The 13650-nt window shown below is 31.9% G+C and carries 20 protein-coding genes and 1 pseudogene; 18 read left to right on the forward strand and 3 right to left on the reverse strand.

The annotated features are described in order from the left end of the window. Positions 1-198: IS3 family transposase (locus F5ESL0228_RS00795; protein WP_147441413.1), on the forward strand; the 198-nt coding region annotated here is incomplete at its 5' end. A gap of 88 nt (positions 199-286) precedes the next feature. On the opposite strand, the gene F5ESL0228_RS00800 is transcribed toward F5ESL0228_RS00795, so the two are convergent. After that, the gene (locus tag F5ESL0228_RS00800; RefSeq protein ID WP_122022553.1) at positions 287-1087 is read right to left on the reverse strand and encodes a MurR/RpiR family transcriptional regulator; all 801 of its coding nucleotides are present in this window, start codon (positions 1085-1087) and stop codon (positions 287-289) included. Between the two features lie 378 nt (positions 1088-1465). Here F5ESL0228_RS00800 and F5ESL0228_RS00805 point away from each other — a divergent pair, with 378 nt between their 5' ends. The 6 genes from F5ESL0228_RS00805 to F5ESL0228_RS00830 all read left to right on the forward strand — a co-directional run bounded on the left by F5ESL0228_RS00805 (position 1466) and on the right by F5ESL0228_RS00830 (position 5611). Further along, positions 1466-2560 (forward strand): tyrosine-protein phosphatase, encoded by a 1095-nt coding sequence (locus F5ESL0228_RS00805; protein ID WP_122017676.1) that lies wholly within the window; start codon positions 1466-1468, stop codon positions 2558-2560. Continuing rightward, positions 2550-2996 (forward strand): PTS sugar transporter subunit IIA, encoded by a 447-nt coding sequence (locus F5ESL0228_RS00810; RefSeq protein WP_118907252.1) that lies wholly within the window; start codon positions 2550-2552, stop codon positions 2994-2996. Before F5ESL0228_RS00805 ends, F5ESL0228_RS00810 begins: the two co-directional genes overlap by 11 nt. Beyond that, a complete protein-coding gene (locus F5ESL0228_RS00815) occupies positions 2977-3453 on the forward strand; it encodes a PTS sugar transporter subunit IIB (protein ID WP_122022554.1) in 477 nt (158 codons plus the stop codon). The genes F5ESL0228_RS00810 and F5ESL0228_RS00815 overlap by 20 nt, the downstream gene beginning before the upstream one ends. Next, entirely contained in the window at positions 3450-4259 is an 810-nt protein-coding gene (locus tag F5ESL0228_RS00820; RefSeq protein ID WP_122022555.1) for a PTS sugar transporter subunit IIC, read from the forward strand. The genes F5ESL0228_RS00815 and F5ESL0228_RS00820 overlap by 4 nt, the downstream gene beginning before the upstream one ends. After that, positions 4256-5104 (forward strand): PTS system mannose/fructose/sorbose family transporter subunit IID, encoded by an 849-nt coding sequence (locus F5ESL0228_RS00825; protein WP_122022556.1) that lies wholly within the window; start codon positions 4256-4258, stop codon positions 5102-5104. Before F5ESL0228_RS00820 ends, F5ESL0228_RS00825 begins: the two co-directional genes overlap by 4 nt. 162 nt (positions 5105-5266) lie before the next feature. Continuing rightward, on the forward strand, positions 5267-5611 hold the full coding sequence (locus F5ESL0228_RS00830; protein WP_122017680.1) for a hypothetical protein: 345 nt from the start codon (positions 5267-5269) through the stop codon (positions 5609-5611). 54 nt (positions 5612-5665) lie between these two features. Here the strand turns inward: F5ESL0228_RS00830 and F5ESL0228_RS00835 are convergent, their stop codons facing one another. Next, positions 5666-5941, reverse strand: coding sequence for a hypothetical protein (locus tag F5ESL0228_RS00835; protein ID WP_147441414.1), 276 nt, complete (start codon positions 5939-5941; stop codon positions 5666-5668). Between the two features lie 51 nt (positions 5942-5992). On the opposite strand from F5ESL0228_RS00835, the pseudogene F5ESL0228_RS08385 reads away from it, so the two are divergent. Together F5ESL0228_RS08385 and F5ESL0228_RS00845 are read left to right on the forward strand one after the other, a co-directional pair. Beyond that, a pseudogene (locus F5ESL0228_RS08385) lies at positions 5993-6100 on the forward strand (PTS system mannose/fructose/sorbose family transporter subunit IID); the annotation flags it as partial. 22 nt (positions 6101-6122) lie between these two features. Then, entirely contained in the window at positions 6123-6416 is a 294-nt protein-coding gene (locus tag F5ESL0228_RS00845) for a DUF202 domain-containing protein (RefSeq protein WP_122017682.1), read from the forward strand. Positions 6417-6568: 152 nt separating this feature from the next. On the opposite strand, the gene F5ESL0228_RS00850 is transcribed toward F5ESL0228_RS00845, so the two are convergent. Next, positions 6569-7228: a hypothetical protein gene (locus F5ESL0228_RS00850; RefSeq protein WP_122022558.1), complete on the reverse strand. Its 660-nt coding sequence runs from the start codon at positions 7226-7228 to the stop codon at positions 6569-6571. Between the two features lie 63 nt (positions 7229-7291). On the opposite strand from F5ESL0228_RS00850, the gene yaaA reads away from it, so the two are divergent. The 9 genes from yaaA to F5ESL0228_RS00895 all read left to right on the forward strand — a co-directional run bounded on the left by yaaA (position 7292) and on the right by F5ESL0228_RS00895 (position 13565). Further along, complete coding sequence (yaaA, locus tag F5ESL0228_RS00855; protein ID WP_122022559.1) at positions 7292-8059, forward strand: peroxide stress protein YaaA; 768 nt, start codon at positions 7292-7294, stop codon at positions 8057-8059. Between the two features lie 26 nt (positions 8060-8085). Then, a complete protein-coding gene (locus F5ESL0228_RS00860; RefSeq protein ID WP_122022560.1) occupies positions 8086-8685 on the forward strand; it encodes a histidine phosphatase family protein in 600 nt (199 codons plus the stop codon). Between the two features lie 155 nt (positions 8686-8840). Next, positions 8841-9362 (forward strand): TetR/AcrR family transcriptional regulator, encoded by a 522-nt coding sequence (locus tag F5ESL0228_RS00865; protein WP_122022561.1) that lies wholly within the window; start codon positions 8841-8843, stop codon positions 9360-9362. Continuing rightward, positions 9362-10423 (forward strand): ABC transporter permease, encoded by a 1062-nt coding sequence (locus tag F5ESL0228_RS00870; protein WP_122022562.1) that lies wholly within the window; start codon positions 9362-9364, stop codon positions 10421-10423. Before F5ESL0228_RS00865 ends, F5ESL0228_RS00870 begins: the two co-directional genes overlap by 1 nt. Positions 10424-10425: 2 nt before the next feature. Beyond that, positions 10426-11100, forward strand: a complete 675-nt coding sequence (locus F5ESL0228_RS00875; protein WP_122022563.1) for an ABC transporter ATP-binding protein — start codon at positions 10426-10428, stop codon at positions 11098-11100. Positions 11101-11449: 349 nt separating this feature from the next. Beyond that, positions 11450-11665 carry a hypothetical protein gene (locus F5ESL0228_RS00880; RefSeq protein ID WP_122022564.1) on the forward strand — a complete coding sequence of 72 codons (216 nt, stop codon included), beginning with the start codon at positions 11450-11452 and terminating at the stop codon, positions 11663-11665. Between the two features lie 86 nt (positions 11666-11751). Then, positions 11752-12357 (forward strand): TetR/AcrR family transcriptional regulator, encoded by a 606-nt coding sequence (locus tag F5ESL0228_RS00885; protein ID WP_122022565.1) that lies wholly within the window; start codon positions 11752-11754, stop codon positions 12355-12357. 108 nt (positions 12358-12465) lie between these two features. Beyond that, complete coding sequence (locus F5ESL0228_RS00890) at positions 12466-13005, forward strand: NADPH-dependent FMN reductase (protein WP_122022566.1); 540 nt, start codon at positions 12466-12468, stop codon at positions 13003-13005. 11 nt (positions 13006-13016) lie between these two features. Then, positions 13017-13565, forward strand: coding sequence for an NADPH-dependent FMN reductase (locus tag F5ESL0228_RS00895; protein ID WP_122022567.1), 549 nt, complete (start codon positions 13017-13019; stop codon positions 13563-13565). Positions 13566-13650: the final 85 nt, after the last annotated feature.

A 13650-nucleotide genomic window follows, 5' to 3' on the forward strand; every position in this document is an offset into this window, starting at 1 on the left:
AATGCAGCTATGGAAAGTTTCTTTCACATTATGAAAGTTGAAATGAATTATTTTACACATCACTTTGATACTAAGAAACAATTGGTTAAGGCGATGAAAGAATGGATAAGTTATTACAATGAAGATAGAATTCGGCACAAACTAAAAGGCTTAACTCCGATTCAATATCGGAATCAAGCCTTAAGTAAAATGATATAAAACTAACGTCCAGTTTTAGGGGTTAGCTTCATGAAGTTGCGGTTTTTTCTTGATGCGCAGATTACTTATTAATACAAATTAATTATTTTTATTTATCTCCAACGGCAATTCTTGTTGTCTGCATTGAATCTTTAAATTTGTCTTCTTCTTGTAAACAAGATGTTAAGATGTCAATCAAATACATATTCGAAAATTGAGAATTAATAAATTTTTCGTTGTCAGTAAATCTGGGATTATAAACATGAAAAACCAAATCACTAATTTGAGCAACAGGATTATCAAGGTAGCTCGTAATCGATACTATTTTTGCAAATTGCTTTTTAGCAATTTTTAAAGTCTCAACAATAGAGCTGGTAGTTCCGCTATTTGAAATTGCCAAAAATAAATCTTTGTTAGTTGAGATACTTGCACGCATTTTCATCCAATTTGGATCAATAAAGCTCTGAGCGTCAAAACCCATTCGCATCAACCGAAGACCAAAAGCTTCTGCTGAAACACCAGAATTACTTGAACCTATTAAAATAATATGTTTTTGACTTTTTAATAGGTTTATAAATTGTTTGATTGAATGTTGATCAATCATTTGTTGAGTATTTTTAATAACTGTTTGGTAAAAACTAAATACTTCGCTTAAAATATCATTTTCTTGTCTAGATATATTCTTAATTAAATGCTGACTAATATCTACTTTCATATCGGAATAACTTGTACAACCAATTTTTTTAACAAATCGAGTAACTGTTGCACAGGAAGTTTTAGTATTATGAGCTAACTCAGTTATTTTCATATTATTAATTTTAGGACTGTTTTGTAAAATGTAATCAGCAATGGATCGTTCATTTTTAGAAAAGCGTAAATAATTTTTTTGTATTGCAACAAGTGGGTTCAAAATAAATTCATTCCTTTTGTAATAGTTAAAACATATTGACTTTTTATATTACTAATTATAATGAATTACTATACTTAATGAAAATGATTTTCCTCAAGATTTAATATTATTAATTATTTTTATTGTTTCATTTAGATCAAATCTAGAAAGTAGCTAATTATCAAAGGATATAGGTAAAAATAAAATTAAAGTTACTAATGGCAGTGTATATTTAAGATTATTTTATCAATTAAATTCTTAAAATTTTTAATTTATGCAAAGAAATTATTTGTTTATTGTGTGTTTTATTTGTTTATTGTAAAAATTATTTTCTCAAAAATAAAATTGCGTAAATTATTTTCTTGTAATATAATCAATCGTGAAAGGGGTTCCATAAAAATGAAAGAACAACCATATATTTTGCATAATATAAAAATAAAACGAGATGGTGATATTGTAACTATTGAATTGTATCATTCAAAGCAGCAACGTACTTATGAATTATTGGCAGGCAATATAGCTAGTGTAAAGGGAATTAATACGAAATTGGCAACTAGTTCTAATGGTATTTTTCAAATTAAAGTACCACGTACAAGTTTGCCCCAATACTTTATTATTAAATCTGAAAATGGTGACTTTTCAACAAATCTATTTACAGAACGAGTGCTTCCTTTGAATAATGCAATTAATATTCGTGACATGGGAGGATATGAATCAAAGGATGGGAGATTTTTAAAGTGGGGGCTTCTTTTCCGTGGGGATCAGCTATCTAAACTGGATAAAAATGATATTGAGGTTTTAACACAGTATCATTTTAAAACCATTGTTGATTATCGTTCACCACATGAACGGCAATATCATCCCAATAAATTTTTATCAACGGTTATTCAGGTTTTAAATTGTGACCCCCAGTCAAGTTTTTCCGAAGCTGCAGCTAACGTTGTTGATTTGCGAGGTGAAAACGAAAAACTGGTGCAATCTATAAAAAATGGAGAAGTTCCTAACAAATATCTTAATGACCGTGGCGAAAATGTTATTGAAAGTTACCAAGATTTAGTTACATCTCCAGTTGCCAAACAAGCATACGGCAGAATGATCAAGGCAGTGTGTCGCAAAGAAAACTTACCTTTATTTCATCATTGTCGAGGGGGTAAAGACCGAACCGGTTTTGGTTCAATGCTGATCCTACTGTTATTGAATATAAAGGAGGAGGATATTATTCAAGATTATATGATTACCAAAACAATTCGTAGAGATCGAAATCAGCTAAAGTATGATTTGTATCGAGAACTTGTGCAAGAAAAATCATACCTTGATTATTTAATGGCGATGATAGATACAAGAAAAAGTTATATTAAAGCAGCAATTGATAAAATTTACGACCTGTTCGATACTCCAGAAAATTATTTTCAAAAGCATTTTGGCATAACAATGGATGAGATTAATAATGTAAGAAATTTTTATTTAGAAGAAGGAACGCAATATGATAGATAAATCCTCTAATGTAGCTGTTATATTGGCTAGTCATGGCTTTTTTGCAAAAGAAGCTCTACGCAGCGCTGAAATGATTGTAGGAAAACAACAAAATTGTGCATATCTTGCAGTTAAAGAAGATATGAATCTAGAACAAGCAAAAAGCCAAATGGAAAAATTGTTAATGGATCTTGATACTAGTAAAGGAATAATCATTTTATGTGATATTTTAGGAGGCACTCCTTCGAATGTCAGCGGTGCATTTTGCTTAAAACAGGAAAACACTTTGGTATTAAGCGGTTTAAATTTACCAATGCTTTTAGATTTATTTACCAATCGTAATCGAAATTTAAATGAACTAGCCGAGTCACTTGAAAAATCATATAAAATGGGTTTTCAAAATATTTCAGAAAGATTTAGAGAAGAGGAACAAGAAGATGGCAGTGGAATTTTGTAGAATAGATGATCGTTTGATTCATGGACAAGTAGTAACAACCTGGTTAAATATTAAACAAATTGAGCAGGTAATCATTGTTGATGATGCCGTTGCAAAAGACAAGATTCAATCGAACGTTCTAAAAATGAGCGTACCGCGTAACATTAAATTGCATATTTTTACTACAGAAAAATTTTTAAAAATTGTTCCTAATAATCCAGTAACTAGAAGAACAATGCTGTTGTTCGCATCTCCGTTTACAGTGGAAGAAATTGTTGATAACGGTTATAAGATTGAAAAACTAAATATTGGTGGTATTCGTGGTAATGATAAGCGTAAGCAATATACTAAGGCTGTGTTTTTAACAGATGACGAAAAACATGCATTAGAAAGAATAATGGATCACGGTGTTGATGTTGAAATTCAAATGGTTCCAACTGATGGAGCTGTAAAACTAAGAGAGGTTTTAGAGAAATGAAAGTCTTTATTTTAACTGCTTTAGCTTTTCTTTTAGGAATTGATGATGTTAGCACTAAAATGTTTCGTAGACCACTTTTGATAGCACCAATTGTTGGTATTATTTTGGGTAATTTACAAGCAGGATTAATTATTGGTGCTACTTTAGAAATTATGTGGATGGGAATCGGTGATGTCGGTGCTTATATGGCACCAGATTTAATTACTGGGACAATGATTAGTACATCGCTTGCAATTATGGGAAATAGTAATGAGTCGATTTCAACTATGGTTGCGACTGCGATCACATTGGCTGTTCCTACATCAATTTTGGCACAACAATTGCTTGTCCTAATTGAAACTGTTAACTGTTCTCTTAACGGCTGGGCTAAGAAGTTAGCTGATAATGCTGATGTAAAAGGAACATATTGGTTGACTTGGCCACCAGCACTTTTATATGGTTTTACTCGTGCATTTCCTACCTTTTTAGCTTTACAGTTTGGTGCAGGAGCTATTCAGCAAGCAATTAATGATTTACCAAAGTTTATTATCAATGGTTTAAGTACAGCAGGATCAATTATACCATCGGTGGGTATTGCTTTGTTAATGATGACAATGTTGAAAAAAAGAGAACTTTGGATGTTTGTTATTTTAGGATTTGTTCTATCTTCTTATTTAAAATTAGACATTTTACCAATTACTTTGATTGCTATAGTATTTGCTTTCTTGTATGAAAGAGCAACAAGAGAGTTAGCAAATCAAGCAGTTGCAAGTCAACCTGTACAAACAAGTATTGGTGATGAAGATGAGGAGGATTATGACTTATGACCGATGAAAAATTGACTGCGCCAGAACATAAGTTAAACAATCGTGATTTATGGCGCATGTTTATGCGATTGAACACAATGAGAATTACGCTTAATTATGAGACCTTACAGGGTGTGGGTTTCATGCGAGCAATTGCTCCCGCATTAGCTAAAATATATCCTGATAAAAAAGATCTATCTGAAGCAATGAAGCGACACCTTGTTTTTTATAATTCGCATGTTAATTTCGATGCTGTGATTTTAGGTTTATCAGCTGCGATGGAAGAAACTACGCCAGCAGATGAAAAGGAAGGAATCAATCCATTAAAAACAGGTTTAATGGGACCTTTAGCTGGTTTAGGAGATAGTTTAATTAAATTTACTTGGCTGCCAATTGTTGGTAGTATCGGTGCATCAATAGCATTTGGTGGTAGTGTTTTTGGCCCTATCTTAATGTTTGTTTTATATAATATTATTAACATGGGTGCACGTTATTATGCAGTTTCTTTTGGTTACAAAAAAGGAATTGATTTTTTAAATAGTAATCAGCAAAGCGATGTTATTCAAAAAATTTCAACGATGGCGAATGTTGTTGGACTAATGGTAGTTGGTGCATTAATTTCTACAGTAATCAAAATAAGTACGCCAATTAAAATTGCGGTCCACTCAAACGTTTCAAGTAAGGTTGGTAATAACGTAATTAGCTTACAATCAATGTTTGATAAAATAATGCCTGGGGTATTAAGTTTACTTGTGACAACAGCAGTTTACTATATTTTGAAAAAGACTAATGGTAAGCATGCAGCGCTGCTCATTATTGCAATGATGGTAATTGTTGTTGGATTAACATATTTCAAGATTTTATAATCAATATTAGGAAATCGTAACGAATTGAGGAAGCAATGTTTCATGTTTGAAGTTTAAATTTTGATATGATTACTTAAGAAATGTCTAAATTTGATTTGATGGATAAAATAAAAATTTTACCAGTCTCACTATCCTTAGTATAATAAAATTTGAGGTGAGATTATGGAAATAGGACCATTGTCAGAATGGGTAACAGCTTGTGCAGAGATCGCAGCAGTTTGTGTTGCATTGTTTTTACCATATTTTGATAAGATGCGTGCAAAACGTAAAAAAACTCGTAATATGAAGATTATGCTTAAGACAATTATCAATAATGCACTAAAAGATAATAATGTTACGGTTTTAGAGTCATTCTTAAAAATAAGTTATTTAGCAAGCGATGATGAAGATGACAAACAAATATTTTCAATTGCTGAACATGCGATTGAAGTCATTAAAGATGATGAACTTTCACAAGAGCAAAAGAGTACTGCAATTAAGCAGATAATTAACTATTTGAATCAATAAAATAAAAAGACACATTTAGTGGATAACGCTGAATGTGTCTTTTTTACTTAATAGTTACTCATTGTTATTATGGTTAACCTGTAATTGAATATTAAATAATTGCGTTTCTAAATCTCCTGTCTTTAAAGCACTTTGAATTTTATAATTAAGCCGTTCCATTTTGGAATTATAAGATTTGAATTTTGGTATTGTAGAACCGTCTGTCATAATTAAATCTAATTTTTTAGTAGTTAAATTATGATAATTGATGACTTTTTCATCAAGAATTCTTTGGCAGGCAGGACTGTTAATAACGCTAGGTAAAACTGATGCTCCCATATTTGTTTTCATAACTTCGCATTGGATGTTTTTGTTTGTGCATAATAATTTCATGAATTCCCGTTAATGGCTAAGAAACATGTTTCAGCTATTTGGACAATGATTATCCTTATAGTCATTGCTTTTGCTGGCGTCGTTCTTGGAGTATTCAACCCAGGGTTGAAATATTAAGTCTCATCAAGAGGGGCAAATAATGAATGCTAAAAAAATAACTGAAGGATATCAAGAAGAAGTCACATATCAAAAAAGAATGTTACAAAATTTACAATACTGGTTACAGTTTTTCTTAGCAGTTGGTGCGATTGGTTTTGTGTTGTGTTATTACTTTTATAGACGAACAATCTGGTTATTTATTATCGGCATTATCTTATTATTAATTAGTATGTTTAGTTCAGCTATAATTGCTTATGGCAAATATCGTGGCAAGAAAAATTTAAAATTATTAATATCTGATTATCAAAAGAAAATCAATTATTTAGAAAAGTAAATTCTTAGTGTGATTTTTGTTAAAAAGGTCAAGAAAAAATCTTTTTAACATAAAATTGTAAAGATATTAATTTAAAAAGAAAAACTGATAGATCAATTTTTTAAGCAATGAGATCTATCAGTTTTTTATTTATTTGTTTTTTAGACCTCTTGTTAATATTTTGTTTCTTTGAGGTCATCTTCAGGCCGATGCTCCTGAATTCGCAAAACTTGCCAAGCAAAATTACTGTGTGGAGCGTTTGATAAGTCAATTGTTAATTTGTCTTCTTCGTAAGTAAATTTCAATTCGATCCTATTTTCGATCATTTCAATTCGATTCGGCTGATGATCAAGTCCAAAAATTTCTATATTTTTATTTGAATGATTTTTTAAGAAAATATACTTTTGATAATTCATGTGTCGATTTTGCAGAGCAAATCCACTATTGGCAACCTTTAAAGAAGATGGTTCACTTTCGTTAAAGGCATGGCCAAAAATATGCATCCAGTCGTTAATATGTTCTAACATATCTTTTGTTTCATTGCTAAAGAAGCCATTATTTTCAATAGGAATATTAATAATAGTTTGCTGGCCTTTTTTTCGGTTGGTAACTAGAGTATCTATAACATTTGCTGCAGTAAGATTACTGCCATCTCTAGTTTCAACCAATTTTATTGTGTATTTTTCTCCAAATACTTTAAATTTATCTTCTTGATAATTAACACTAATTGCTCGAGCACCAATATTACGAGCAGTTCTTACCAAAAAGTCGGGGTCTATATCTTTAGCATTTTTTAGTTTAAAATTTAAGATGATAGCAAAATCAGGATTCATTATTATTTCTCCTCAGTACAGATTACTTACTAAGTTTAACCCAAAAGGTGGAAAATACGAAAGATGAAAATTATTATCTCTCCAGCAATGAAAATGAAAGTTGATCAAGAATCTTTTCCGACAAGATCAATTCCTCAATTTATTACTCAGGCAAAAGTCTTGGCAGATTTTCTTAAAAAATGTAGTTTAAGTGAATTAAAAACAATTTGGCAGGCGAGTGAACGTACAGCTAAAGAAGGTCAAAATCAACTCTTTGAGTTGAATTTAGCTCAAACTGACGGATTAACTCCGGCCATCATTTCTTATTCAGGCATTCAATATCAATATATGGCTCCTGATCTTTTTACTCTACCCGCACTTGAATATCTGCAAAAAAATGTTCGCATTTTGTCTGGATTATATGGAGTTTTAAAACCGTTTGATGGGGTATGGCCGTATCGTTTAGAGATGAAAAATAAAATGTTGGGATTTAATGAGCCCAATCTGTATAAATTTTGGAGCAGTACCATAGCTGATAGTCTTTTTGCTGAAGATCAAACTCTTATTAATCTTGCGTCTAAAGAGTACTCTAAAATTATCATGCCATATTTAACTGAAAGACGCCGAATGATTAATATTGAATTTCAAGAAAAGAAAAATGATTCTTGGAAAGTTGTTGGGGTTCACGCTAAGATGGCACGAGGAGAAATGGTGCGTTTGATTGCTGAAGAGCAGTTGAGTAAACCAGAAGACTTACAAAAATTTAATGATTTTGGTTTCAAATTTGTTGGACAAATTAGTGATGAAAACAACTATGTTTTTAGAACGGAATATGATTTCAAACGACATTAGAAATATTTACGGAAAGCTGAATTAATATGGAAATTGTTTTTATTCGTCATGGACAAACAACCTTAAATAAAAATCATAAAATTCAAGGTTCACACTTTGACTATGATTTGAGTGTGGAAGGAAGAGAATATGCGAAAAAGGCTGCAACTAACTTTGATCCGAGCGATTTTGATTTTGTTTTTTCCAGCCCGATGAAACGCGCTGTAACAACTGCACAGATTTTTACAAAAAAGCAAAAAGAAATTATTCTGGATCAGCGATTAGTTGAATTTAATTTCGGTGAATGGGATGGAAAATCACTTTCAGAATTAAAACAGAAATATCCTACTGGTATCGATCCGTGGGGTAAAGCCAACGATAATTATGTTAAGTATGCACCGAGTGGTGAAACATTCCAGGAACTTGATGAACGCTGTGGTAGTTTCTTAATAGAAATGCAGGAAAATTATTCAGAGAAAAAGATTTTGGTAATTTGTCATGGAACCCTGATCCGAATGATGTTTGCGCATTATTTTACTGGTGGTGATATCAATGGATTTGAAACGATGGATAATTGTGCGTTAGGTAAAATTTCTTATCGTAAAGGAATTGCCAGAATTAATTATTATAATCGGATTTTAGCTTAAGAGTATTTTTTGTTATTAATGATTTAAAAGATATTTTATTAAATATTCTGTTCAGTTGAATCGCTTAAGCAATTTAGTTGACTGCTAATTAGTAGAGCGTTATTCTTGTTTTTTAGTGACGCGGTGTCACTTTTGGAGGAGAAAAATTCAAGGAAATGGTAAAAGAAACTTTTATTAATTTGCCACTAGCCAAAAAAGATCTGGTAACTGATGCGTTGCTTAATGAATTTAGCAAATATCCCTTGTCAAAATCTCAGGTAGCAAGAATTGTGAAGAATGCAGGAATTTCTCGTGGTTCTTTTTACAAGTATTTCACAGATTTGGAAGATGCATATCAATATTTGTATCATTATGCAATGCTTCAAATTCATATCCCTGTGAGAAAAATGCAGAAATTTAGTTCAGGGATTTTTTATAAGATGGTCGTAAATTTTATAGACCAAACTCAGACAAGTAAATTTGCTGATCTAGTTAAAATGCATATTCTGTATAATGAATACGCATTATCGCAACATTTTCCTGATGTAAGATTGCTTCAACTGAATAGTCAGAATTGGAGTGCAATGGTACTTAGTCATTCTGCAATTAGAATGATTCTCGAAAATGAAAATCAAAAAGAAAAGATTTTAACCTATCTGAAAGCTGGACTTGAATTATTAGAAGAAGGAGCAAAGTAGTGTTTTTAGCAATAAAAGAGATAAAACGTGAAAAAATGCGTTATGGTTTGATTATTTTAATGATTTTCTTAATCAGTTATCTGATTTTTGTTTTATCCTCATTAGCAGTAGGTCTTGCCAGTGAAAATACGCAGGCAATTGTATCTTGGCAGGCTAAGCAAGTCGTTTTAAATAAAAATGCTAATGTCAGTATAAGTCAGTCAGTTCTAAACAAGGCCGATTTAAAAAATGCCAAGATGACCAATGATGAGGCATTGTTAGGACAGACGCCAGTTGTTGTTAAAAGCAAAGGAAGAACGCAAGTGTCTGCCCAGTTCATTGGTATAAAAAAGAATCAATTTATCTATCAAGGTTTAGAAATAATTATCGGTAGAAAAGCCAACAAGAGCGATGAGGTTGTAGTTGATCAAGCATTTAAAGATAAGGGTTATCACTTAAATGACAAACTGGAATTAAATGGTTCCAAGAAAAAATACCGAATCGTTGGTTTTGCTAGAAATGCTAAAATCAATATTGCTCCAATTGTTTATGGTACTTTACCTATGTGGAAAACATTACGTCAGGGTATTCCAACAATGCAGGCATCAGCAATTATTTCTCGACGATCAAATTATTATAATGATCATGGAAATAACAAAACTTATCCTATAAAGCAATTTATTACCAAATTGCCGGGCTATACGGCTCAAAACATGACATTTCAGTTAATGATTGGCTTTTTGTTTATAATTTCATTAATTATTATCGCTGTTTTTTTATACATTCTAACGATGCAAAAAATGCATAATTTTGCCGTAATGCGTGCGCAAGGCATCCCAAGTGGTACTTTAGTAAGAGCAACAATTAGTCAATCAATTATTTTGGTTATTACAGGTGTTTTTCTTGGCTTTTTGGCGATGCTGTTAACTGCTAAATTATTGCCAGCAGCTGTTCCAATGAGTTTTACGCCTACAATTATGCTAAGTGGAATAATTGGTATGTTGTTAATGGGTGTTATTGGTAGTCTAATACCTGTTAGATCAATTTTAAAAGTAGATCCAGCAAAAGCAATAGGTGAATAAAGATGACAGTAATTGAATTAAAAAATGTTCAAAAAAATTATGGTAAAGGCGAAGCAACTGTTGAGGCACTTAAAAATATCAATTTTCAAGCTAATGCAGGTGAAGTTGTTTTGATTATGGGTCCTTCTGGTGCTGGTAAGAGTACTTTCTTAACCGTGGTTGGTTCTCTACAAAAGCCGACAGCTGGTAAAGTCTTAATTAAAGGAAAAGATATATCTGAACTAAGTGTTAAAGAAAGCAATAAACTACGTTTAAACCAAATCGGCTTTGTTTTACAATCTTATAACTTGGTTCCATTTTTGACGATTAAAGAACAATTTGAGCTAGTTAATCGGGTTAAAAAATCAGGTAATATCGATAAAGCTACATTGGAAAAATTATTAGGTCAGTTAGGAATTTCTGGTTTAGTGAATAAATATCCAAATGAATTATCAGGTGGTCAGCAGCAACGAGCAGCGATTGCGCGGGCTCTATATGCTAATCCAGAGATGCTGCTTGCAGATGAGCCGACGGCATCACTTGACAGTAAAAATGTTGATGAGGTTGGTCAATTATTTAAGAATTTAGCTAAAAATTATCATAAAGCAGTTATTTTAGTAACGCATGATCCACGATTAGAAAAATATGCAGATCACATATATGAAATGATGGATGGTCAAATGACTAAAGAAAGTTAGTTTTTCCTGTAATGATTTAATATTATAAATTTTTTGAAAGGATGATAAAATCATTCTTTTTTTGTAGGTACAATTATTTTCATAAAAAATCTGGCATAAAAAATTATTTTTTTACTTGACAAAGTTGTTTTAAGTTTACTATTCTAAATGTTAGATAATTAATTGTTATTTTTTGGAATCATATAAGTAGTTGATTGGGAGTTTTTTTTCTGTTAAAAGAATTACTTTTTGAGTAAGAATAATAATCAACTAGCATATATTTTTAAATTATGTATTAGTATTTTTATCTAGGTGATTGCTGTTAATAGAGCATGAATTTAAAGCCGATAAAGTGATCTGAGGTGTAGTAATGAAAGAAATTCCGCAAGATAAATCAATTGAAGTATCAACTGATTATAAAAATGAAAGTATTAATATGAAATTTTCGGAAAATTTAACCGATGATCGTGAAAGAGGTTATATTATATCGGCGGCATTTTTTTCATTTTGTGCGTCACAAGGTCTAAGTAAAGCTGAAGTAAGCGATATGGTTTCGACCTATTATGACGAATTTCTAAAAAATTAGAGTTTTTTAAGTAGACTGGTTGTTAAGATAAATAAATTACAATTAGTTAAGAGTAGCAGTTACTGAAGATAGTCAAGGGAAAACCAATGGCGAGAAAAAAAGAAATAGGAAGAAAAAAGATTTTAAATATTGCCTATAAACTGGTTGTTAAAGATGGGATGGAGAGTCTTACTGCACGCAATATTGCTAATGCAGGACATTTTTCAACGCAGCCTTTATATCTTGAGTTTAGTGGTATGGATGAGCTGCGTCAGGAAGTTTTAGGTAAAATTGCAGATAATTTAAAAAATAGTATTCTACAAAAAACATATATTAACGAACCGTTGATTGATATGGATTTATCTTATATTGATTTTGCTAAGGAACATCAAAATCTTTTCCGAGCCATGTTTGTTGATGGTAAATTTGGTAGCAAGGTGATTTCAGATACTCTGATTGATTTAGGTGTTGAGAAGTTTACAGAACAATACCCTGAAACGGAATATTCTGACGACAAAGTTAAGAATGTTGTTATTGCAAATTGGATTACCACAATGGGAATTGCCTCACTAATTGTTAATGAAATTGCTCATTTTTCGCAAGATCAAATTGTCAATGTATTGAAAGCGCAAGTTAACGATGCAATTCGTAATGATTGGCTTAGTAAAAATGGAAAAAATTCGTTATTCGATTCCAGTGACGATAAAAACTGATTTTATAAGTTAAATAATTGCTACGGTTTGCTTCAAGCAAGTTTATGTTAAAAAAATTACCATATGCTATAATTAGTAAAGGAATTAGTTTTCTGAAAGGTGGTTTTTATGAAAATACTTGCATTATCTGGCTCAAATGCCAATAATTCGTTTAATGAGGCGTTGCTTAAATTTATAGCTAAGCAATTCTCTAATAAATATGACTTTAAACTGGCGTCAGTTAAAGGTCTGCCAATGTTTAAAGAAGGTGAAGATACTCCTGAGTCTATTCAAACTTTGAGTAAGGAAATTGAGGATGCCGACTTGGTATTACTTGGTTCACCGGAACAACAGCACTCAGTAACCAGTGCTTTAAGTAGTGCTTTAGAATGGATGTCTTGCGCAACTCATCCATTTAGAGGTAAGCCAGTTGTGATTGTGTCAACTTCTCCAATGCCTCAAGGTGCATCTCGTTCTCAAAGTCGGTTAAAGAGTTTACTTACTGCCCCAGGCTTTAACGCCGAAGTCTTTAATGGTGATGAGTTCATGATGGGCAACGCACCGAAACAATTTGATGAAAATGGTGACTTAATTGATAAGTCAACCGTTGAATTCTTAGGTCACTTCTTCGATGAAGTTGATGATTGGTACGCACAAGTTACTAAGTAGGAGGACCAGGAATGAAATTATTAGCAATTGTCGGTACAAATGCATCTTTTTCATATAACCGCTTTTTAGCACAATTTATAGCTAAGCGTTATAGTGATAAAGCAGAAATTGAAGTAAAAGAAATTGATAAGTTAACTCCGTTTTCAAGAACGGATATGGCTGATGATACAATTAAGGCTTGGATTGAAGATATTAAAAATGCTGATGGTATTGTAATTACAACACCAGAATATGATCACACTATTCCTGCTGCATTAAAGAGCAGTCTTGAATGGCTTGGTTCACATGCTGGACCAAATGTTATGAAGATGAAGCCTGTTGCGGTTGCTGGTGCTTCACATGGTGGTCAAGGTAGTAGTCGTGCGCAAGAAGATATTCGTGAAATTTTACTTTCACCAGATATGAGCGCTAATGTTTTGCCAGGTAATGAAATATTAATTGGGCAAGCTCCAAGTAAGTTTGATAAAGAAACTGGTGAGCTTACCGATGAAGCAACTGTTAAACAACTAGATGGAATGATGGACAACTTCTTTAAGTTTGTTGAACATGCCAATAAATAAATTTTTGCTAGAACAACTAGTAGAGAGTAAAATAATCGGATAGGAGTACCTGTCCGATTATTTTTTGTTTATTTTAGAAAGGATA

The organism is Lactobacillus sp. ESL0228, assembly GCF_003692825.1.
GTDB lineage: Bacteria > Bacillota > Bacilli > Lactobacillales > Lactobacillaceae > Lactobacillus.